This is a genomic window from Geobacter sp., from assembly GCF_030834625.1.
Lineage (GTDB): Bacteria > Desulfobacterota > Desulfuromonadia > Geobacterales > Geobacteraceae > Geobacter.
In genome coordinates this window covers 23,591-43,950 of record NZ_JAUQXO010000031.1, presented here as the reverse complement: position 1 = coordinate 43,950, position 20,360 = coordinate 23,591, and the positions used below count along the sequence as shown (strand labels likewise).

21 protein-coding genes and 1 riboswitch are annotated in these 20,360 nt (G+C 61.0%); of the genes, 15 read left to right on the top strand and 6 right to left on the bottom strand.

Translation table 11 applies throughout. From position 1 onward, the window contains the following. Window positions 1-41: 41 nt before the first annotated feature. The 5 genes from RCH91_RS08355 to RCH91_RS08335 form a co-directional block, all read right to left on the bottom strand. Window positions 42-3,494, bottom strand: coding sequence for an alpha-amylase family glycosyl hydrolase (locus RCH91_RS08355; RefSeq protein ID WP_306534231.1), 3,453 nt, complete (start codon window positions 3,492-3,494; stop codon window positions 42-44). A gap of 5 nt (window positions 3,495-3,499) precedes the next feature. Next, entirely contained in the window at window positions 3,500-3,901 is a 402-nt protein-coding gene (locus RCH91_RS08350; RefSeq protein ID WP_306534174.1) for a glutaredoxin family protein, read from the bottom strand. 52 nt (window positions 3,902-3,953) lie between these two features. Beyond that, window positions 3,954-5,864: a DUF4105 domain-containing protein gene (locus RCH91_RS08345; protein ID WP_306534173.1), complete on the bottom strand. Its 1,911-nt coding sequence runs from the start codon at window positions 5,862-5,864 to the stop codon at window positions 3,954-3,956. Between the two features lie 156 nt (window positions 5,865-6,020). Then, window positions 6,021-6,485 (bottom strand): DUF3015 family protein, encoded by a 465-nt coding sequence (locus RCH91_RS08340; RefSeq protein WP_306534172.1) that lies wholly within the window; start codon window positions 6,483-6,485, stop codon window positions 6,021-6,023. 61 nt (window positions 6,486-6,546) lie between these two features. After that, window positions 6,547-7,425 carry an alpha/beta hydrolase gene (locus tag RCH91_RS08335; protein ID WP_306534171.1) on the bottom strand — a complete coding sequence of 293 codons (879 nt, stop codon included), beginning with the start codon at window positions 7,423-7,425 and terminating at the stop codon, window positions 6,547-6,549. 187 nt (window positions 7,426-7,612) lie between these two features. Between RCH91_RS08335 and RCH91_RS08330 the strand changes: the two genes are divergently transcribed. Then, window positions 7,613-9,238: a sensor histidine kinase gene (locus RCH91_RS08330; protein WP_306534170.1), complete on the top strand. Its 1,626-nt coding sequence runs from the start codon at window positions 7,613-7,615 to the stop codon at window positions 9,236-9,238. Between the two features lie 93 nt (window positions 9,239-9,331). Here RCH91_RS08330 and RCH91_RS08325 read toward each other — a convergent pair whose 3' ends face one another. Beyond that, a complete protein-coding gene (locus tag RCH91_RS08325; protein ID WP_306534169.1) occupies window positions 9,332-10,744 on the bottom strand; it encodes a sigma-54 dependent transcriptional regulator in 1,413 nt (470 codons plus the stop codon). 476 nt (window positions 10,745-11,220) lie between these two features. On the opposite strand from RCH91_RS08325, the gene RCH91_RS08320 reads away from it, so the two are divergent. From RCH91_RS08320 to RCH91_RS08255, 14 genes are all read left to right on the top strand, one after another. After that, a complete protein-coding gene (locus RCH91_RS08320) occupies window positions 11,221-11,460 on the top strand; it encodes a hypothetical protein (protein ID WP_306534168.1) in 240 nt (79 codons plus the stop codon). Between the two features lie 53 nt (window positions 11,461-11,513). Then, window positions 11,514-11,906, top strand: a complete 393-nt coding sequence (locus RCH91_RS08315) for a response regulator (protein ID WP_306534167.1) — start codon at window positions 11,514-11,516, stop codon at window positions 11,904-11,906. 48 nt (window positions 11,907-11,954) lie between these two features. Then, window positions 11,955-12,188 carry a hypothetical protein gene (locus tag RCH91_RS08310; protein WP_306534166.1) on the top strand — a complete coding sequence of 78 codons (234 nt, stop codon included), beginning with the start codon at window positions 11,955-11,957 and terminating at the stop codon, window positions 12,186-12,188. Between the two features lie 68 nt (window positions 12,189-12,256). Next, window positions 12,257-13,309 (top strand): cytochrome c3 family protein, encoded by a 1,053-nt coding sequence (locus RCH91_RS08305; protein WP_306534165.1) that lies wholly within the window; start codon window positions 12,257-12,259, stop codon window positions 13,307-13,309. 2 nt (window positions 13,310-13,311) lie between these two features. After that, entirely contained in the window at window positions 13,312-13,986 is a 675-nt protein-coding gene (locus RCH91_RS08300; RefSeq protein WP_306534164.1) for a cytochrome b/b6 domain-containing protein, read from the top strand. Window positions 13,987-14,002: 16 nt separating this feature from the next. After that, window positions 14,003-14,170 (top strand): hypothetical protein, encoded by a 168-nt coding sequence (locus RCH91_RS08295; protein ID WP_306534163.1) that lies wholly within the window; start codon window positions 14,003-14,005, stop codon window positions 14,168-14,170. 1 nt (window position 14,171) lies between these two features. Beyond that, complete coding sequence (locus RCH91_RS08290) at window positions 14,172-15,161, top strand: cytochrome c3 family protein (RefSeq protein WP_306534162.1); 990 nt, start codon at window positions 14,172-14,174, stop codon at window positions 15,159-15,161. Window positions 15,162-15,280: 119 nt separating this feature from the next. Next, window positions 15,281-16,129, top strand: coding sequence for a HAMP domain-containing protein (locus tag RCH91_RS08285; RefSeq protein ID WP_306534161.1), 849 nt, complete (start codon window positions 15,281-15,283; stop codon window positions 16,127-16,129). Window positions 16,130-16,140: 11 nt separating this feature from the next. Next, a complete protein-coding gene (locus tag RCH91_RS08280) occupies window positions 16,141-16,698 on the top strand; it encodes a menaquinol oxidoreductase (protein WP_306534160.1) in 558 nt (185 codons plus the stop codon). A 118-nt stretch (window positions 16,699-16,816) separates the two neighbouring features. Next, window positions 16,817-16,922: riboswitch (TPP riboswitch) on the top strand. Between the two features lie 95 nt (window positions 16,923-17,017). Beyond that, window positions 17,018-17,215, top strand: coding sequence for a sulfur carrier protein ThiS (thiS, locus tag RCH91_RS08275; protein WP_306534159.1), 198 nt, complete (start codon window positions 17,018-17,020; stop codon window positions 17,213-17,215). A gap of 16 nt (window positions 17,216-17,231) precedes the next feature. Further along, a complete protein-coding gene (locus RCH91_RS08270) occupies window positions 17,232-18,014 on the top strand; it encodes a thiazole synthase (RefSeq protein ID WP_306534158.1) in 783 nt (260 codons plus the stop codon). Continuing rightward, entirely contained in the window at window positions 18,007-18,648 is a 642-nt protein-coding gene (gene thiE / locus RCH91_RS08265; RefSeq protein WP_306534157.1) for a thiamine phosphate synthase, read from the top strand. Before RCH91_RS08270 ends, thiE begins: the two co-directional genes overlap by 8 nt. A gap of 3 nt (window positions 18,649-18,651) precedes the next feature. Then, window positions 18,652-19,611, top strand: coding sequence for a TIGR01212 family radical SAM protein (locus RCH91_RS08260; RefSeq protein WP_306534156.1), 960 nt, complete (start codon window positions 18,652-18,654; stop codon window positions 19,609-19,611). 43 nt (window positions 19,612-19,654) lie between these two features. Beyond that, window positions 19,655-20,311 carry a fumarylacetoacetate hydrolase family protein gene (locus RCH91_RS08255; protein WP_306534155.1) on the top strand — a complete coding sequence of 219 codons (657 nt, stop codon included), beginning with the start codon at window positions 19,655-19,657 and terminating at the stop codon, window positions 20,309-20,311. Window positions 20,312-20,360 lie beyond the last annotated feature (49 nt).

Sequence of the window (20,360 nt, the reverse complement as noted above, 5' to 3'; positions counted from 1 at the left end):
GGGACGCCGTCATCCGTCAATCTCAAACTTCCGGGGCCATCTTACAGGGAAACCTTCTCCTGCACACCAGTGGGTGGAGTCACCAGGGAAAGGAATTTCTTGACCTGGTAACCGGCCTCTTCCGCCAGAGCCGTCAATGCGGCAATATCCCGGCACAAGGATTCGAATTCAGCGCCAAATCCGCCAGACTCCTCCCCCGTCGGAGTGTGAGTCACGGCAGCCAGAAGGATGAACCAGGTGAGGAGTTCCACGAACGGTTCCTTGACGAACCACTCGACGACGCCACTACGGTTGACGCCGAGGAACCGCCTGACCCGGCGGTCGGCGAAGAGGGTCTTGATGGCCTCGGTACGCTTGAGACCACCGAGATGCTCCACAAACCCGGGATAGGCCATGAGGATGTCCGCCAGAAAAACCAGACGGTCGGGGTCGAGGGTGCTGGATTCGTCCCACTCCGCACTGGCCTCACGGAGGATGTCGACCAACGCCCGCCTTAGGCCCAGAGTTGCGAACCACTGGGCCGACCGGACGGGATACTCCGCGTCATCGCCGCCAAGCCTGCCGGCCTCGTGGATGACAAGGAAAAGCGCAAGAAGCCACCGGCCCCCTTCACCTTCCACCCCCTCCGTCCACGTCCAGAGACCGGGGAGACGTTGGAGCCGCTCTGCCATGACATCGGCCGTTGCGACCACATCCCCGGCAGCCCCCGAAGCCAAGTCGAGTTCTTCCAAAAACGTCGCGATCCCCTCCCGGAAGCCTGGGGAAAGCTGCACCGCGGGTGCTGCCTCAAGCTCCCCTTGAAGGAGCACGCAGAGTTCCCTGAACCGCTCGACGAGAGGTGCGAAGCGGATGAGCTGCACCTCCTCGTCGATGCTCGACACCCCCCGCCCCTGGAGCCCGAAGCAGAGTGCCCCCCAGGTGCCGTAGTCGTCGTCGCGGATCTCGCGGAAGTCGAGGAAGGCATGGTATTCGTAGGCCTCCAGTTCCACGAACATCCCCTTCTCGGCAATCTCCCTCCCGTGGCGGATGTACTCCAAGCCAGTGGCGTAGTCCCTGAAGATGTAGTAGTGGCGGCCGTCAGCGTTCACACCCAGGGATTCCCCCAGGTCGGTCTGCCGAAGGACCGTCTCCCCCGAGTCGATCCGAACGGCCCGGGCCGTGGAACTCCTGATCCACCCGGCAGTGCTGGCATACCGGTTGTGGTAGAGGATGAGCGCCCGGTCGGCGCCGTGGCGGTTGGAGTAGACGAAGACATCCTCGTTCACGGTCCCCTCCACGAAAAAGTCGTAGAGGATGAAATTCTCGGAGCCCGAGAAGATGCGCCGCCGCCGCATGAGGGGGAAGATCCGCCGCTCGTGCTCCGCCACCAGGTGCTCGTCCACCGGCTCGTCCCAGTAGGCCCGCTTGTACTCCATGCCGTATTTCTCGTGGAACCCCTCCACCTGGCCGTGGCCGAGCATGGGGAGCCCCGGCATGGTCACCAGCAGCACCGCCGCGCCGAAGTACTTGTTCTCCTTGCCGAACTGCTCCACGGCGGTCTTTTCGTCGGGGTTGTTCATGAAGTTGACGAAGCGCTTCAGGATCTCGTGGTTGAATTCGAGGACGTTCTTGATGGTCTGGCGGTACTTGGCATTCTCCTCCATCTTGAGCATGTTCATGAAGGCGCTGTTGTAGACCCGGTGCATCCCCAGGGTCCGGACGAAGTACCCCTCCATGAGCCAGAAGGCCTCGGCCAGAAGGAGCGTATCGGGCGTCTCCGCGGCGGCCCGGTCCACCACCTGGCGCCAGAACTCCTCGGGCATGGCGGCGTCAAAGGCGGCGCGGGTCATGCCGTGCTCGGCCCGGGAGGGAACGCCGCTCCCCAGCCCCGGCTGGGGGAACCAGAGGCGCTGGTAGTGCTTCTTTGCCAGGGTCATGGCGGCGTCGAAGCGGATGATGGGGAAATTGTGGGCCACGTGGAGGATGGTGCGTGCAACCGCCTCCCGCACCTCGGGGTTCAGGTAGTCCAGCTGGGCCGTGTCGTTCCACGGGGTGCTGGTGCCGTCGTTGCCGTGGTAAATGTAGCGGGTGCGGCCGTTGCGGTGGTCGTAGTGCTTGAAGACCACGGCGGCGTCGCTCTTGTCCCAGTAGCCGTCCTCGATGTGGACGGAAACCTCGGGGGAGGAGGAGAGATCCGGGCCGGTGAAGCGGTAGGTTGGGTACGGCGGGTAGTCCAGCTGCACAAACCAGTCAGGGTGCTCCACGATCCACTTGGAGTAGATGCCGGTGTGGTTCGGCACCATGTCACTGGCAAGCCTGATGCCCCGCTTCAGGGCCCGCTCCCGCAGGTCCGCCAGGGCCTCCCAGCCACCCAGATCGTGGGCGATGGCGTAGTCGTAGAGGGAGTAGGCGGACGCGATCGCCTCGGGGTTGCCGCACATCCGCTTGATGGTCTGGGAGGCGGTGGAGCGCTCCCAGATGCCGATGAGCCACAGCCCCGTGACCCCCCACCGGGCAAGTTTGTCCAGCTCCGCATCGGGAATCTGGTCGAGGCGGTGAATCTCCTTTCCGTACCAGCCAGAGAGCTGGCCGAGCCAGACATAGACCATCTTGGCCATGAGGACCACGTTGGGCATCCAGTCCACGTCGGCGGAGAACTGCTCATGCTCCGGATAGTGGTCATCGGGGGCGGGGAGCCCCACTCCGGGGCCGAATTCCAGGACCGGCGAAGGACCGGCTCCGCCCCCCCAGAAGGGGCGGGTCTCTTCCGCCACGATGCCGAAGGCAACCTCCAGTCCGGCAAAAAGCTCCTTCGGCAACAGGGGGCTCCAGGTGGCCCTCATGTACGCCAGTTGGCCCGCCAGGGAATCGGGGGCGGCCCGCAGCGGCGCGCGGAGAAGTTCCGTCAGTGAGACGCCGAAACCGGCCACGGGGAGCGCATTGGCCAGGGCCTTCTCCAGTCGAGCCACGGCCGCGCGGTAGGGGGTCGTGGCCGCAAGCTCGGAATCGTCCACCAGCTCCCGGAAGCTGTCCAGGGCGCGGTTCTCTGCGGACAGGGCCAGGAGCAGCAGTTCGCTTACCACCTGGAGCCGCCGGCTGGTTCCGCCAACCGCAAGCCAGGCGGCGGGGGATTCGGCCTCGCCGTAAAGAACCGCGGCCGGCGGGAACAGCGTGCCGAACCCCTCCAGAAGAGCCGACAGCTCCGGGGAGTCGGGGGGAAGGCCGGCATCAACCAGGGCCTTCGCCATGACTCCGGCTCCCTGCTCCTGCCAGTACCGGCCAATCAGGTGCCGGAAGATGGTCCCCTGGAGGGAGTAAAGGTTGAGGAGCCCCCCCTGAACCGGCCTCCCAGACCACTCGGGCCGACGGTTAACCCGCGCGGCCAACTCGCGGCAAAACAGTATGGCCGGCCGTCCCAGCCGCTCCAGTTCCCGGGCCGAGGGCGCCAGGTCCAAGAGGGTCCAGTAGCGCCCCGCCAGCTGCAGATTAAAGGGAAAATAGGTGGGATTTTGCATGATAGTCACGGTTTACTCCCTGATTCTGTTTTGCGACCCGCTTCGTCAAGGGCCTTTTCGACCTCTTGCTGGTCGAACCCTCTTACCGCACGGTCGCCGATCACTATCAGCGGTACAATGGGCTCCTCGTCCGGGAACCGGCGGACATGGATATCAAGCATCTCCACCAGGGCGCCCCGGTCGGCCACCACGTTACGCTCATGGACCGGCAGGCCCCGCGCGGCAAAGAACTCCCGGGCCTCCTGGCAGAAGGAGCACCCGGGTCGCACATAGATGACCGCGACCGCATCGGACCCCGCCACCACACCTTGAGATGGCGGCAGGCCGGCAGGCCCCGTCATGGCGCACCCTCCAAGGCAAGCGACCAGCGCCGTTGTTGCCAGCGCCGCTACACTCCGCTTTGTCATAGACGTTTTTCTCATTTTTTAAGAGTATACCGAAATTAGCCGACAGTTCCCGTCAGAAATAGCGATTAACCACCAACCGGGCCTCGACCCTGTTGTGGTCGAAGCTCCGCTCCCAGGATGCCACGAGGCCGAGACCGACGGTGCGGCTCAGGGCCAGATTCTGCTCCAGTGCCAGCCGGTAGTACTCATGATACTCGAGACCGTAGACGAAGGCACTCCCCGAGAGGGCCGCCTTCCAGGGGTCCATGGGGGAGACGATCACCCCCGCCGACAGTCCGGCCCCAAGCACCGCCTTGTCCCGCAGGCGGTCGCTCACGTTCAGGTCCATCTCCGCCATGCCGTAGACGACCCCGTTGCCAGGCACCTGCCAAGCCATGCCGCCACCGGTGTTGAGCTGCAGGAAGAGGCGGTCGCTGCCATCGGGAAAGGGGCGGCGGTTAAGGCCGCCGTTCACCTTCCAAGAGATGGGGGAAAAGAACTCGTCCCGGGGGGCCAGGGAGACGATGTCCACCGCCGTGAACTTCTGGAGCCTGATGGAGTTCCTCTCCGGGTAGTAGCGGCCGCTCACCTCGCTGAAGATGATCTGGGAATGGGCACTGTATCCCGCGTCCGCATCCATGAGGGCGTGGTACGCAGGCCGGAGCGTCAGCTCCACAAAGGGGGTATCGTGACGGTAGCCGGCCCCGAGGCCGATCCGCCCCGGCAGGTGCCCCGTCTCCGGCAGAGGCGGGACCGGAACCCGCCCCGCGTCCGACTCATCGGGCCCCAGGGGGCTGCGGGCCTTGAGCACCTGCAGGAACTGCCGCTGGAATTCCGGCTGCTCCAGCTCCTTGCGGGAATAGCGGTACTGCACATACTCGGCGGCCAGGTCGAGGATCTGGCGGCGCTCCTCCGCCGGGCGGCCCGAGACGGCAACCGCTGCTGCCCCTTGGGGCGCCCGGGCCGTCTCCAGAGCCTCGCGGCGGAGTTCCGGCGAAAGGAGGGACGCCCGCTGCCGGATGCGGGTCGCCTGGGCGGGGCGGTAGGTCACCTTCTCAATGAGCCCCGCCCGCTCAATCACCGCCACCGTGTCGGCCGGCATCACCCAGAAGCTCGGTCGGTCCCAGAACGCTTCGGCAAGCCGCAGTTGCGGCCGCGCCGCCTCCAACAGAAAGAGGAGGTTGAAGGAGCAGTTCTCGTCGAAGAAGTAGTAGTCGGAGGCGATGTCCCGCAACTCCCAGATGTGGCGCACCATCCGCAGCACCTCGTCAGGGGTTAGGGCGAGGGGATATTCCCAGACGTCCCGATGCTCCAGATCGCTGTATTCTTTGACCTTTGCGTAGTAGGGAAGGATCGAGTAATACCCCGAGTACCCTCCGAAAATCCCCTTGACGGCGTAGACGATACCGTTGGTGTCGGTGGTATGGGCGGCGTAATTGACGGCATAGGAGAGGAGGTCACTCTGGTAGGTACTCCCCACCCGCAGCAGGGTGTGGCCGAACATGGAAGCGGGGCCGTTGGGGTGGGAAGAGGGGAAAACCAGCACCGCCGACCGGGGATTGACGGCCTTCATGGCCTCGTCCAGCTGGGGACAGGCCATGGGGGGAAGATGGTCGCCGTCGATGGCAAGCTCTTCCGCGAGCCAGGCGGCGCGGGCCGGAAACCGGCAGCGGGGGTGTTCGTCGCCGCGGGGGTCGGTGGCGAAGAGGCCCCGCAGAGTAGCTGCCAGCTCCGCTGCAGGGTCGCTCTTCCCATCTGGAGCGAGGAAGAAGCGGGGATCGTCCACCAGGCTCTCCCGCTCCTCGCCCCGGGGGCGGTAGTGGAGGAGCACTTCCCAGGTGCGTTCCTGGTGGAGCTGTCGCTCCTCAGCCCGCTTCAGGATCTTCGCCAGGTAAGGGTCGTCGGCTCCGGCACAGACACCGGAAAAACCCGCTAAGGATGCGAAAAGCACCAGCAGCGGCGTCAGCAGGGGATGTAGCCTCATCAGATCGAAACTTTTTCGGTATGGGTAATAGGGCATGGGCATAGTCACAATCAATTGCAGAAGGCCGCTTCACCTCGACGGACGGGTGGCGGCACACATAGAAAGGGGGCGCGCCACGGGACGCACCCCCTTTATTGGTCTGGTCAAAACGGGAAATCAGTTCGCAACGGCAACGGCGTTGTCGATCACCTCGGCTACCACCACGTTCTCGGAGGTGAAGACCGAACCGAAGTTGCTCTGGAGAGCCGCATAGAAGCCGGGACGCTTCTCGGCCGGCACCTGGAGGAGCTCGGCGAAGGTGTCGAGGGACTCGCCACGGCCCTGGGCAATGTCCTTGGCCAGATTGTCCATGTTGGCACGGACGAAGTGGTTCAGGCGCTCGTTCTGCACCACCTTGCCGGGGGTGCCGCACTCCAGGGTGCCGGAGGTGATGCCGAAGGTCTGGTTGCCGAAGGTCCCATTAGTGGTTGCCTGGAGTGCCTGGGATAAAATTGAGTTGTCGGCCTTGCTACCCCACAGGACTGTCCCGAGACCACAACCAGTGTTTGCCTTGCCGCTGGCCGCAAAGGCAGAGCCGGCAGCAACGACGGTGAATACTGCTGCGAGAAGAATTCTTTTCATACGCGCCTCCTGATAGAAGTTTTCTTATTGCTGTCTAACCGTACCATATAACGAGACGTTGTCAACGCCTTATGGCATTTGCGTCTGGTGGATTACTGCCAAACCCGCCGGAGAAGACCCGATCCAGAAAGTCCACAAGGGAGCGCCGCAGTTCGGGGTCGGCAAAGGAGCCCACGTGCCCGCGGCCCGATGTGGTCCAGAGCTGCGCGGACGGCCCGGCGGCCTCGTTCAGGAGCCTGCCGTGGCGGGCCGGCACAATCGGATCCTGCTCGTCGCTGATGATGATGAGCGGAACCGGCGCCACCTCTCCCACGAAACGTAGAGGGCTGTAGTCGTCATTGAAGAGGAGCGAAAGGGGATACTGGAGGGGCCAGGTGAGAAAAAAACCTCCCAGTTTCTCCCGGGCGATGAGGCGGTAGCCGGCAAAGGGGCTGTCGGCGACCAGGGCCCGAACCGCTCCCTTGTGAGGGGTGGTCGCCACCAGGTGGATGGCGATGGCTCCGCCCAGGCTCTGCCCCAGCACAGCGACCCGCGCCGGGTCCACCCCCGGCAGCGTCAGCAGCGTCCCGAGGGCTGCCTCCGCATCCCGATGGATCCCGTCAATGTCCGGCTCCCCCCCGGACAGTCCGTAGCCTCGGTAGTCGACGATAAAAACCGCGAACCCCTCCTGGACCAGCCAGAGCACGCTGTTCACGTGGGTGCTGATGTTTTCGGCGTTGCCGTGGAGAACGAGGATGCTCCCCCGGGGCGGTCCGGCTGGGCGGAAAAGCCAGCCGTGGAGGCGGATGCCGTCGGCGGCACGGAAGGAGACATCCTCTGCGGGAAAGCGGCGCAGCAGCGGGTTGTCCACCAGTTCCCGCTGGGGATAAAACAGGAGCGACGAACAGCCTGCACACAGCAGGAATAGGGTCAGCAGGGCGACAAAGAAGGTTATCCGCATGGTCTCTCCGTAAATAACAATGGCCGATGGTAGCCGATCCCGCCTTCTCCGTCAACGGCACCCGCTCCTTTGTTCCGCACCACATCGGCGCAGGAACCTCGGCCTTGACTAATGTCACGGCAAAGATTAATCTGTATTAAATTTGTTACGCTTCATCACCCTTTACCGTATCAAAACACCCGAGGTCATGCCCTTGCGCCTGTCGCTCATCGCCAAACTCTCCCTCGCCATCAGCCTCATCCTCCTCACCACCATGGGGCTCTTCGCCTACATCAACGTGGAGCAGCTTGAAAAACTCCTCTTCGAGGAGGCGGTCATCGATGCAGACAAGCTGAGCGAAACCATCATCCGCACGACCCACTATCACATGCTCGAGAACAACCTGAAGCGGGCCTACCAGATCATCGACGAGGTAGGATCCCAGCGGGAGACCATCGAGCGAATCAGGATGATCAACAAGTTCGGCCTCGTCACCCACTCCACCGACAACAAGGAAATCGGACTCTTCCTCGACAAGAAGGCCGAGGCATGCAGCATGTGCCATTCGGGGCCATCCCCCCTTGTCCACGCCACTACCATGAACCGCAGCCGACTCTTCACGAGCAAGGAGGGGAGAGAAGTCCTCGGCATCGCCAAGGCCATCTACAATGAAGAGCGCTGCTTCACGGCCCCCTGCCATTTCCACCCCAAGGAGGCCAAGGTCCTCGGCGTCCTGGACGTCATCGTCTCCCTCGACCAGATGCACCAGAAGGTCTACGCCTACCGCAACGAGATCATCGTCCTCACGGTCATGCAGATCGGCCTCATCGCCCTCTGCCTCACCTTCCTGACCCAGCGACTGGTCAACCGGCCGGTCCGCGCGCTGGTCCGGCACGCCCACCTCATCGGCGGCGGCGACCTGGACGCCCGGGTGTCCGTCAAGAACCGCGACGAGCTTGGCGACTTGGCCGAGGCCTTCAACGGGATGACGATCAACCTGAAGAAGGCCCGGGTAGAACTGGAGGACTGGGGAAAGAACCTTGAGGATAAGGTGGAAGAGCGGACCCAGGAGATCAAGAAGATCCAGTCTCAGCTGGTCCATTCGGAGAAGCTCGCCTCCCTGGGGGAGCTCGTGGCGGGGATAGCCCACGAGATCAACAACCCCCTGACCGGCATCCTCGTCTTCGCATCGCTCCTCTCCAGCGATTCAAAGCTCGATCCGTCCCTGAAGGGAGACCTGGACCTGATTGTCAAGGAGACCCAGCGCTGCGCCCGGATCGTGAAGGGGCTCCTTGACTTCTCCCGGGAGTCGATGCCCCAGAAGAAACCCTCATCTCTCAATGCCATCATGGACGCAACCCTGACCCTCATTTGCAATCAGGCGTGCTTCCACGACATCAACGTCATCAAGGAGTACAACCCCGACATCCCCGAGATGCATATGGACCCGAACCAGATCGAACAGGTATTCATAAACCTCCTCCTGAACGCCTGCCACGCCATCGGAGGACCGGGGGAAATACGAATCAGAACCGGTTTCGACCAGGAACGGAAGGAAGCCTACGCGGCCATCACCGACAACGGCTGCGGCATCCCCGAGGATAACCTTTCCAAGATATTCGACCCCTTCTTCTCAACCAAGGAGAACAAGGGGACCGGTCTGGGACTGTCAGTGTCCTACGGGATCATCGAGGGTCATGGGGGAAGCATCGACGTGCAGAGCACCGTCGGGGTGGGTACCACCTTCACCTGTTGGCTGCCGCTGGACCATGAAGGCGCGCTGGAGGCGGCATCGGCAACGGCGGCCAGTCCGGCGCCGCAGGAGCCTGCCTGATCATTCCTGTCATTCGCATCCCGTGTAACGAGAAAGGGGCCCACGATCCGTGTGCCCCTTTCTTCATCCGCATCCCGCATCTGCGGGCTCGGGTCAACTGCTCATCTGGTTCCGCACCGAAATCCGCAGCTTCTTCAGCAGTGCCTGGAAGTTGGGGCGAAGCATCCCCGTTTCCTCGGCGGCGCGGGTGATGTTCCAGTTATTACGCTTGAGGGCCTGGAGGACGAAGGCCTTCTCGATGGGCTCCACGGCCCGCTCCCGGATCTGCCGCTTGGTCTCCTTGAGCTCCTCCACGGTCTGGGGAATGTAGCTGGCGGCTCCACCTCCCTCTCCTCCGGAAAGACGGAGTTCCAGATCATCCTTCTGGATCACATCCTCCTCCGCAAGCACCACGGCCCGCTCGATGATGTTCTCCAGCTCCCGCACGTTGCCCGAAAAATTGTAGTCCTCCAGAAGCGCCATGGCGTCGGGTGCAAGGCCCCGGATCTCCCGCCCCATTTCCTCGGAAAACTTTTTAAGGAAATAGGCGATGAGGATGGGAAGGTCGCCCTTGCGCTGGCGCAGGGGAGGAAGATCGATGGGGATGATGTTAAGCCGGAAGAAGAGGTCCTCCCGGAAGGTCCCCTGGCTCACCAGGGTCCGGAGGTTCTTGTTGGTTGCGGCGACGAGACGGATATCGATGGGGACCGGCTGGGTGCCACCGATGGGGGTGATCTCACGCTCCTGGAGGACCCGCAGCAACTTCGCCTGAGTGGTGAGGCTTATGTTCGATATCTCGTCCAGGAAAAGGGTACCGCCGTCGGCAACCTTGAAAAGGCCGGTCTTGGTCTGGATGGCACCGGTGAAGGACCCCTTCACGTGGCCGAAAAGCTCGCTCTCCAGGAGGTTCTCGGCCAGGGAGGTACAGTCGACGGCAACAAAGGGATTCTCACGGCGGTTGCTGTGGTTGTGTATGGCGCGGGCCACCAGTTCCTTTCCGGTGCCGCTTTCGCCGGTGATGAGGACGGTGCTGTCGGTGGGGGCCACCTGGATGATGCGGCGATAGACCTTCTGCATCTCCTTGCTCTCCCCCACGAAGAGGTCGAAGCCGTGGTGCTCTCCCAGCTCCTTCTTCAGAAAGATATTCTCGATCAGCACGGCGCGCTGATCGAGAGCTTTCCTCACTTTCTCCGTAATCTGCTCCGGGGTAAAGGGTTTGGCGATGTAGTCAAATGCTCCGTTCTTCATGGCCTCGACGGCGGTGTCGACAGTGGAGAATCCTGTGATGATGATGACCGGGACTTCGGGCTGAAGGACCTTGATCGCTTTGAGGACTTCCATGCCGCTCATGCCGGGCATCTTCAGGTCGGTGATCACCAGGCTGAAATTCTCCTCTTGCATCCGTTCGAGGGCAATCTGCCCGCTGGCGGAGGTCTCAACATGGAACCCCTCCTTCTCCAGGATGCGCCGCAGCCCTTCTCGAATGACCGCTTCATCGTCAACTACAAGTACATCGATGTTTTCCATCGCCACCTTCCCTTTTCGCTCGCGAACGCTGGGGTTTCTCAGACATTACAGACCGGCGACAAAACAACAGACAATTAGTAGTTTCTAAATTACATCAACCGGGATAACAAGTCAAACACCTTGTGGGTCGCCGTTCTCGGCCGACGCCCCCCTCTTGAACTATTATTCAGCAATTTCAATGTCATACAGCCTGCACAGAACCGTATATTATTTTATACACCCTCTCCGCAGCCACAATTCGACGCAATTTCAATGTGTTACTAACAACCAGCAATTCAGGCGGCTCCGCGGCGTCCCGGACCCGTATAGCTGATTTATACACATTGCCCCCTCCGTGCGCTGACGCGCCGCGTCATTGGACCGGATTTCTCCCAATTTCCAGCCACTTAAAATTATTTAATCAATCTGGCATAACGGATGCAGTTAAAAAATAACAAAACGACAACATCGTCCCACTCCCTGTCCAGGAGGATGACATGAAAACCACCATCAGATCACTCTTTGCACTTCTTGCAGCATCAGGCACAGCATTGGCGGCAAGCGGCGCCGAATCCGACAGTAACGGGTTCCTGGTAACCCTCTTCCTCGCCTTCGGCGCCCTGGTTATAGCATTCCAGCTGGTCCCCGGCCTGCTCCTGTTCGGCTCCATGATCAGAGGGCTTTTCGCCAAGCCATCCGACGCATCAGCCATGGGTGACTCCGGGGGCAAGAGGTAGTAGCGAACGTCATGGGTACACGAGTTAACAATTCTGACGAAGAGAGGACAACGATGTTAGGACTTCTCATAGCAGATAACGATACCGACGCTCGCAAGGAACTGGCGGATCTCTTCATCGAGGCAGGCTACAACGTTATCGTGACCAACTCCGCGGCCAACGCCCTCTACGGGATACTCAAGAAGACCGCGCAAGTGGTCCTGATCGGGAGCGAGTTCGACGAGTTCAAGGCCGGCGAACTTATTCCGCTCCTCAAGAAATGCGACCGGAACCTGACGATTATCCTCGTCTCCGACGACCCCTCGCTCCCGGTCATCCGCAAGCTCCGCAAGGAAGGAATATTCTACCACGCGCTGAAACCGGTCAAACCGGAGGACAAGGAAGAGATTCGCCAGGTTGTGCGGTGCGCCTTCGAAAACCTCCTCAGCAACCGACCGGCACGGTAACGTAATCAGTTAACCAACCAAGGAATAGAAAGGAAAAAGGAGGACACCATGAAACGCTCGGCATTGGCACAAACAGTCGCAGTATGGCTCGGCACAGCGGCACCGGCGCTGGCCGCATCGGGAGCTCGGGAAGATAACAGCGGAATCTTCGTCTGGATATTCCTTGGTTTCTGCGCCCTCATCGTCGTCGCCCAACTCGTTCCGGCTCTGCTCATGATGCTTGGCTTCGCAAAAGGGCTCAAGAAGGAACAGCCCATGGCCAAGGAATCCTCCCACCACTAGGGAAACTCGCGGAGGCGGTCCCCATGAAGAAACAACGCATTAACTGCACAAAAAAAGGAGGCGACGTAATGGCAACCCTACGATCAGCAGCTCTCGTGCTGTCGATTCTCTCGATCTTCCCGATGGCGGCCCTTGCCGCCGAGAAGTCCGAGGACGCATGCATCGACTGCCACGGCGACAAAAACATCAGCGGCAAAAGCGGGTCTCACCTCTTCATCGACCCGGCCCAGTACAAAAAAACCAGCCACTCGGTCATCGGGTGCACGTCCTGCCACGAATCGGTGACGGTGAATCACCCCAATGACGGCATCAGACCTTCGCGGGCCACCTGCAAGGAATGCCACAGTCCGGTCCATCAGGAGTACGCCGCAAGTCTCCACGCCAACAACGCCGCGTGCGCCGATTGCCACAACCCCCACGCGGTGAAACCGCCGATGCTGACATCGGCCCGCGACATGAACGCCATGTGCGCCAAGTGCCACGAAACCGCCAAGATGGTAACGACCCACGCAAAATGGCTCCCGCAGGCCGACCTCCACATCGACGCACTGCCCTGCATTACCTGTCACACCGGGTCGCAGAATTACGTCATAACCATGTACGTCGAGAAGCGGATGGGGACAAAAGCCCATAGCGACTTCAAGGTGGCAAGCTACGATGAGCTTACCCAGCTCATACCGGGCGACAAGGATGTGAAATCGCTCATCGACACCAATGGCGACAACTTCATCTCCCTCGCGGAACTGCGGTCCTTCAACCGCAATGCAAAAAACGACGACATGAGACTCTGGGGGATGATGACCCCCGAGAAGGTGACCCACAGCTACCAGATCCTTGACAATCGCTGGGACTGCACCTTCTGCCACGCCTCCGGCCCCAGGGCCATGCAGACAAGCTTCGTTGCTTTCCCGGACAAGAGCGGAACCTTCACACGCATGGCCGTCGAAAAAGGAGCCGTCCTCGACGTCCTCTACGGAACACCCGACTTCTACATGATGGGCTCCACCCGCAGCACCGCACTCTCTATAGTCGGCGGCCTCATCATCCTCGGCGGCATGGGCTTCGCCGGAGTGCACGGGACCCTCAGATTCCTCACCAGAAAGAACAGAAAGGAGCACTGATCATGAGCACCCACACTGAAAATACCGTGCATGAGAGCCACGCCGAACACGCAGAGTATATCTATCTTACCCCCATGCCGGTCAGGATCTGGCACTGGATCAACGCCCTCGGGATCGTCACCCTCTGCGTCACCGGCATCCAGATCAGGTTCCCCGAGTATGTGAACATTTTCGGGACCTACAAGGCAGCCATCAGGCTCCACAACACCGCCGGAATCACCGTCGCAATCTTCTACGCCATCTGGCTCGGTTACTACCTGATCGTGAAGGGGAACCTCTTCAAGCTCTACGTCCCCAACACCTATGATATCAAGATGGGGATCTTCCGGCAGGTGCTCTTCTACTTCTACCACTTCTTCAAAGGGGGACCGAGCCCGCACCATGCAACTCCCGACGACAAGTTCAACCCGATGCAGAAGGTGGCCTACATGGGACTCATGCTCGTGCTGATGCCACTGGTCATCCTCACCGGCATCCTGATCCTCAACGTGGCGCCCCTCAGGGAAATGATCATGCTGCTGGGAGGCCTCAAGATCATGGTGAGTGCCCACTTCCTGATCGCCTGCTGCTTCTGCGCCTTCCTCTTCGTCCATATCTACCTGGCAACCATGGGGCACACAATGCTCGCCCACTTCAAACCCATGTGGGACGGCTGGGAAGAGGTCAAGCACCACTAAATTGAGGAGTCTGACCATGAAAAAGGCGAAACGGACAACCCGTTTCGCCTTTTTCATGCACTCTCAACTAGCCGGAAACACGACGGCTATGAAAAACCAGTATTTAAAATTGACTAATCTGGCTGACTTCCCTATAATCCAGCCAGTTTGGCGCATCAGCATTCAATCCTTCAGAGGAGGCTAACATGAGATTCCGCTTCACCCTTCCCCTCGTGGCCTGCACACTCGCCATTGCCGGTCTTGCCTTCGGCATCAGCATCAAGGACGTGGTCTTCAACACGAAGGACGCCGGCAAGATCGTCTTCAGCCACAAGGTCCACATCGGCAAGAAAGGGATCGACAACAACTGCAAGGCCTGCCACCCCGCCATCTTCGACATGAAGAAAAAGGTGACCTACACCATGGCCGACATGGAGAAGGGAAAATCGTGCGGCGCCTGCCATACCGGCAAGGAGGGAGTCTTCCCCCTCAAGGATTGTGCCCGTTGCCACGCGGTAAAGGAAATCACCTACCAGGTGAAGTCCGCTGGCCCCACGCCGTTCAGCCACAAGAAACACCTAGCCATGTATTCCGACTGCAGCTCCTGCCATCCCAAGCTCTTCAAGGCCGGCAAGAACAAACCCGTCACCATGGCCGAAATGGAAAAGGGGAGATCCTGCGGGGCCTGTCATAACGGCAAGTCCGCCTTCAGCGTGGATGAGTGCTCACGCTGCCATTTAGTGAAGGAAGTGGGCCTCACTTCAAAGGAAACTGGCAAGATCATCTTCAGTCACAAGCTCCATGCCGCGAAAAGGAAGTGCGGCGAATGCCACAACAAACTCTACGCACCGGGCCGCAACAAGCCGGTCGGCATGGCCGCCATGGAGAAGGGAAAGTCGTGCGGCGCCTGCCACAACGGAAAGGGGCTCTTCGACGTGAAGCAGTGTGCCAAGTGCCACCCAGTCAAGAATGTTGACTTCAAGGTAAAGGGAGCCGGACCGGTCAGATTTGACCACGGAGTCCACCTGAGCATGTACAGCTGCAACGCCTGCCACACCAAGATCTTCAAGGCGGGCCGCAGCGCCAAGGTCGTAACGATGCTCGAAATGGAGAAGGGCAAATCGTGCGGCGCCTGCCACGACGGCAAAAAGGCCTTTACCGTGCGCGAAAACTGCGTCAAGTGCCACGACATGTAGTCATCCTGACTAGTTATAAGTAGGTCGTCTTCCAAGGGCGGGGGTAAAACTCCCGCCCTTGCATTATCTGCCGACCGGGGTATCCTTTAAATGAAACGAATCGCATCCAGGGAGCGCCCATGCTGAAAAGCTTCGCCGCAAAGGCAACCGTGCCGCCGGCCATCGCCGTGACCGGCTTCGTCGTGGTCTGCTGCATCCTGCTCTACTCGGTCATCAAGACCGACATGCTCAATGACGCCATAGAGCACGAAACCAACCTGGCCGGAACCATCGTCAAATCGGCCCGTTTCGCCATGCTGAAGGACGACCGCGAAACGCTGCGCAATATCATCGACAACATCGGTCAGCAGAAGGGGGTTGAGCACACCCGCATCTTCAACAAAAAAGGGGTAATCATGTTCTCGGCCCACGCCGAGGATGTGAATAAGCTCGTTGACAAAAACGCCGCCGGCTGCATCGCCTGCCATGCCGGTCCGGTGCCGCTCACCAGCATGGGAAGGATGGAACAGGCCCGGCGCTTCATCAACGAGAAGGGGCACAACGTCATCGCTATCACGGTCCCCATCTACAACGAGCCAGACTGCTTCAACGCCGCCTGCCACGTCCACAGCCCCACCCAGAAACTCCTCGGCACCCTCGACATCGGTCTCTCCGAGGCACCGCTCCAGAAGACCCTCGGCACCCTGCGCGGCAGAATGATCGTCTTCTGTCTCATGGTCCTCATCCTGACCGTTGGAGGTGTTTCAGCGCTCCTTCTTCGCAATGTCCTTCTCCCAATCAAAGAACTGGCCAACTACGTTACCGCCATCAACAGGGGGGAACTGAACCGGAAGGCGCCTGCCTATCGGGATGAGATCGGAGAACTGGCCCGCTCGTTCGAAGATATGTCAGCCAGGCTGAAGGCTACGCAGGCTGAAGTGAAACAGCAGAAGGCAGCCGAAGGCGACGGCGCCGACAGCCGCTCCTGACACCGTCGTTCATGACCGACACCCGTGATACACCCCCCATGAAGCAGACCCAGGGAAACCCTCCCCAACCCGACGCGGCCGGCACCCCACCGGACCGGGACACAGTGCGCCAGGAAACCATCCTGCGAATCAAGCAACTGAGGAGCAAGTCCAACCGGGGGCTTTGGGCCCTGGCCCTTTTCATTGCGGTCAGCATCGTGGCCCTCGGGGATTTCAGCATCCTCCCCTCACTCCCCCCGGCGGTTCGCATGACTCTCGGGAAACCTCCCTCGTCCATCATGATCAGTGGGGCACTCGTCCTGTATACCTTCTCGGCCATCATCCTCATCCTTTCGCGCATGATGGGGGGGAAAGAGGAATACAGTGGTTTCGCCCATGTGGGATACCTGACTGCCTTCTACGGCTTTTACCATTTCGCCAAGGCCCTTAACGAGAATTACTGGGCGGTCTTCGTGGCAGGCCTTACCATACTGGCGCTCGAAAGCTACCACATCTGGAACTTCTGCAACGAGGCGATCCGTCGTGAGCAGGAGGTCCTCGATACCATCGAGCGATTCAGAAAATCGTAGTCCACCAACCGTCTCCCTCCTATCCTCCACCACATGCCATCACTTGAAAACGCTTGACGAACCCGGGCATACTTGCTAGCTTTGTTCGGAGGTTACACCGTTTTACAACCATATATCGCCAACTCGCTAGGGGAGTTTCGACTGAGAGTCTGTCGCACCGCGGCGGACAACCCTTTGAACCTGATCCGGATAATGCCGGCGTAGGGAAGCGTCCACCATGGTCACTCCTCGACCACGGGCCGCTTCTGCGGCTTTTTTTGTTTACACGATCATGCATACCATCGGCCGCCGCGGGCGGCACGGGCACCTGGAGACAGCAATGGAAATCATTCTCAATGGCGAAACACGGGCTGCCACCCCCATGTCGATTCAGGAACTCCTCCGTTCCCTCGACATCGACCCCCGGAGGGTGGCCGTGGAACTGAACCACGACATCCTCCCCAAGGGTGCGTACGAATCGACCCAACTCAACGCCGGAGACCGGATCGAGATCGTCCACTTCGTGGGCGGCGGATAACAAAGGAGACTTACCCATGTCCACTACAAACGACAAGCTGATCATCGCCGGCCGGGAGTTCAGCTCCCGCCTCATGGTCGGGACCGGCAAATACGCCAGCAACGAGCAGATGGTGGCGGCCCTGGAGGCCTCGGGTGCCGAGATCATCACCGTGGCGGTGCGGCGGGTGAACATCACCGACCGCTCCAAAGAGTCGCTCCTGGACTTCATCGACACGAAGAAATATACGCTTCTCCCCAACACCGCCGGCTGCTACACGGCCGACGACGCGGTCCGCACCTGCCGATTGGCCCGGGAGGCGGGCATGAGCGACATGGTGAAACTGGAGGTCCTCGGCAACGAGAAGACCCTCTACCCCGACAATGAGGAACTCCTCAAGGCGGCCACGATCCTTGTCAAGGAAGGGTTCACCGTCCTCCCCTATACGAGCGACGACCCCATCGTCTGCAAGAAGCTGGAGGATATCGGCTGCGCAGCGGTCATGCCCCTGGGTGCCCCCATCGGGAGCGGCCTCGGCATCCGCAATCCCTACACCATCCGGATCATCATGGAGACGGTGAAAGTGCCGGTCATCGTGGATGCCGGCGTGGGAACCGCCTCCGACGCGGCAATTGCAATGGAACTGGGCGTTGACGGCGTCCTCATGAACACCGGCATTGCCGGCGCCAAGGACCCCATCGCCATGGCCGAGGCCATGAACCTGGCGGTGCGGGCGGGACGGCTCGCCTACCGGGCGGGACGCATCCCGAAAAAACTCTACGCCACCGCATCGAGCCCCATCGAGGGAATGATTGAGTAAAGTCGATTTTCCCCTCTACCTCATCACCGACCGGCACCAGACGGTTGGCCGGGATCTCCTGGCCGTGGTGGAGGAGGCCCTGGCGGGAGGGGTGCGGGCCATACAGCTTCGGGAAAAGGACCTCTTCCCCCGGGAACTTCTGGAGCTGGCCCGTGCAATGCGGGAGTTGACCGACCGTTACGGGGCGAAACTCCTCATCAATGATCGGGTGGATGTCGCCCTTGCGGTGGGAGCCGACGGCGTACACCTGGGGGAAGCGAGCATCCCCGCCGATGTGGCCCAACGGCTTCTCGGCACGGAGAGACTCGTCGGCGTCTCCTGCCACGGCCTCAAGGGTGCCTTGGCTGCCGAGAGGTTGGGAGCCGACTTCATCACCTTCGGCCCCGTCTACCCTACCCCCTCGAAGGCTGCCTATGGCGACCCGGTGGGGGTAGAACAGCTGGCCGAAGCGGTGGGGCTTCTTCGCATCCCGGTCTTCGCCCTTGGCGGCATCTCCCGGGGCAATACCAGCGAGGTCATGGCTGCAGGCGCCGCCGGCGTCGCCCTCATCTCTGCCATCATCAGCGCCGGCAACCCCACAGAAGAAGCCCGTGCCTTCCTGTCGCTCCTGGCGCCGGAAAACCGCACCGAGTAACCGATGCCCGATTCGCTCATCCATCCCGATCTCCGTTTCCACTCCTACGGCACGTACCTGCGCCGCCGCTTCGGTTGCCGCGTGAGCAAGGTGAACGTGGACGGAGGGTTCACCTGCCCCAACCGCGACGGCACGCGGGGGACGGGGGGGTGCATCTACTGCGACAATGCCTCCTTCTCCCCCGGGGGAACGGTAGCCGAGAAACCGATCGAGCTCCAGATGACCGAGGGGATGGCCTACCACCGGCACCGCCTGGGGAGCGAGAAATTCATTGTCTACTTCCAGAAGTTCACCAACACCTACGCCCCTGTCGACAGGCTCAGGGACCTCTACACCCGTGCCCTGGCCCATCCGGAGGTGGTCGGCATCTCGGTCGGCACCCGCCCCGACTCCCTGTCGGACGAGGCCATGGATCTTCTGGCCGACTTGGCGAAGCGCCACTACGTCTGTATCGAGCTGGGCCTTCAGTCCATGGACGATGCCATCCTCCAGCAGATCGGCCGGGGACACACCCTGGCCGAGTATCTCGATGCCGTGGGGCGGATCGCCGGCCGAGGTATCGATCTCTGCACCCACCTGATCTACGGCTTCCCCGGAGAAACCCGCGAAGGGTTCCTCCGGACCGCCGATTTGATCGCGGGGCTTCCGGTGAACTCGGTGAAGCTCCATCAGCTCCACGCGGTGAAGGGGACACGACTGGCCGAGCTCTACCACCGGGGCGAGTTCGTACCCATCACTCACGAAGAGTACGTGGCCACGGCCTGCGACTTTCTGGAGCTCCTGCCGTCGCGCATCGCCATCCAGCGCCTCTTCGGCTCGGCCCCCCTCGCCATCCGGGTGGCCCCCACCTGGGACCTGAAGAACAACCAGATGTGGTATTCCATCGTGAACGAACTGAAACGCCGCGGCACGTGGCAGGGATGCCGGCTCACCGGCGCCTGCCTTAAAGCGGGCAATCTGTAGGGGCGGATTTCAACCCGCCCTTTTCCCATTCAGGAGGGATATCATGAAATTTGCCACCTTGGCCGAAAGCGGCACGGAGTATCCCATCGGTAAAATCCTCTGCATCGGCCGCAATTACGTGGAGCATATCAGGGAACTGGGAAACGAGACGCCCGACACGCCGGTCATCTTCATGAAGCCCGCCACCTCGGTCATCGAAGACGGCGGCACCATCGTTATTCCCCCCTACTCCAAGGAGTGCCACCACGAAGCGGAGTTGGCGATCCTCATCGGAACCACGGGAAAGGATATCCCGGCCGAACGCGCCCTGGAGCACGTGGCCGGCTACGGCGTCGCCATCGACCTGACGCTCCGTGACGTGCAGGCCGAGCTCAAGAAAAAAGGACTCCCCTGGGAAATAGCCAAGGGATTCGACACCGCCTGCCCCCTCTCCCCCTTCGTCCCCGCCGACCGGATCACCGACCCGCAAAATTTGCGAATCCTTCTCACCGTCAACGGCAAGACGCGCCAGGACGGCTCCACCTCCCTCATGATCCACACGGTTCGCGAGATTATCAGCTACCTCTCGGGAATATTCACCTTGGAACCGGGCGACATCATCCTCACCGGCACCCCCGCCGGCGTCAGCGCCATTGTCCCGGGAGACGAACTCGTGGCCGAGATACCGGGCGTTGCCCGGCTCCAGGTTGCCGTTAAATAAATCTAATTCCTAGGATTAGAAGGGGATGGGAGGTCCATCCCCTTTTGAC

What these genes read in the sequence shown, in the direction of transcription:
- RCH91_RS08355 (WP_306534231.1), bottom strand. Translation starts at nt 3,494, where the DNA reads ATGCAAAATCCCACCTATTTTCCCTTTAATCTGCAGCTGGCGGGGCGC.
- RCH91_RS08350 (WP_306534174.1), bottom strand. Translation starts at nt 3,901, where the DNA reads ATGACAAAGCGGAGTGTAGCGGCGCTGGCAACAACGGCGCTGGTCGCT.
- RCH91_RS08345 (WP_306534173.1), bottom strand. Translation starts at nt 5,864, where the DNA reads ATGAGGCTACATCCCCTGCTGACGCCGCTGCTGGTGCTTTTCGCATCC.
- RCH91_RS08340 (WP_306534172.1), bottom strand. Translation starts at nt 6,485, where the DNA reads ATGAAAAGAATTCTTCTCGCAGCAGTATTCACCGTCGTTGCTGCCGGC.
- RCH91_RS08335 (WP_306534171.1), bottom strand. Translation starts at nt 7,425, where the DNA reads ATGCGGATAACCTTCTTTGTCGCCCTGCTGACCCTATTCCTGCTGTGT.
- RCH91_RS08330 (WP_306534170.1), top strand. Translation starts at nt 7,613, where the DNA reads ATGCCCTTGCGCCTGTCGCTCATCGCCAAACTCTCCCTCGCCATCAGC.
- RCH91_RS08325 (WP_306534169.1), bottom strand. Translation starts at nt 10,744, where the DNA reads ATGGAAAACATCGATGTACTTGTAGTTGACGATGAAGCGGTCATTCGA.
- RCH91_RS08320 (WP_306534168.1), top strand. Translation starts at nt 11,221, where the DNA reads ATGAAAACCACCATCAGATCACTCTTTGCACTTCTTGCAGCATCAGGC.
- RCH91_RS08315 (WP_306534167.1), top strand. Translation starts at nt 11,514, where the DNA reads ATGTTAGGACTTCTCATAGCAGATAACGATACCGACGCTCGCAAGGAA.
- RCH91_RS08310 (WP_306534166.1), top strand. Translation starts at nt 11,955, where the DNA reads ATGAAACGCTCGGCATTGGCACAAACAGTCGCAGTATGGCTCGGCACA.
- RCH91_RS08305 (WP_306534165.1), top strand. Translation starts at nt 12,257, where the DNA reads ATGGCAACCCTACGATCAGCAGCTCTCGTGCTGTCGATTCTCTCGATC.
- RCH91_RS08300 (WP_306534164.1), top strand. Translation starts at nt 13,312, where the DNA reads ATGAGCACCCACACTGAAAATACCGTGCATGAGAGCCACGCCGAACAC.
- RCH91_RS08295 (WP_306534163.1), top strand. Translation starts at nt 14,003, where the DNA reads ATGAAAAAGGCGAAACGGACAACCCGTTTCGCCTTTTTCATGCACTCT.
- RCH91_RS08290 (WP_306534162.1), top strand. Translation starts at nt 14,172, where the DNA reads ATGAGATTCCGCTTCACCCTTCCCCTCGTGGCCTGCACACTCGCCATT.
- RCH91_RS08285 (WP_306534161.1), top strand. Translation starts at nt 15,281, where the DNA reads ATGCTGAAAAGCTTCGCCGCAAAGGCAACCGTGCCGCCGGCCATCGCC.
- RCH91_RS08280 (WP_306534160.1), top strand. Translation starts at nt 16,141, where the DNA reads ATGACCGACACCCGTGATACACCCCCCATGAAGCAGACCCAGGGAAAC.
- thiS (WP_306534159.1), top strand. Translation starts at nt 17,018, where the DNA reads ATGGAAATCATTCTCAATGGCGAAACACGGGCTGCCACCCCCATGTCG.
- RCH91_RS08270 (WP_306534158.1), top strand. Translation starts at nt 17,232, where the DNA reads ATGTCCACTACAAACGACAAGCTGATCATCGCCGGCCGGGAGTTCAGC.
- RCH91_RS08260 (WP_306534156.1), top strand. Translation starts at nt 18,652, where the DNA reads ATGCCCGATTCGCTCATCCATCCCGATCTCCGTTTCCACTCCTACGGC.
- RCH91_RS08255 (WP_306534155.1), top strand. Translation starts at nt 19,655, where the DNA reads ATGAAATTTGCCACCTTGGCCGAAAGCGGCACGGAGTATCCCATCGGT.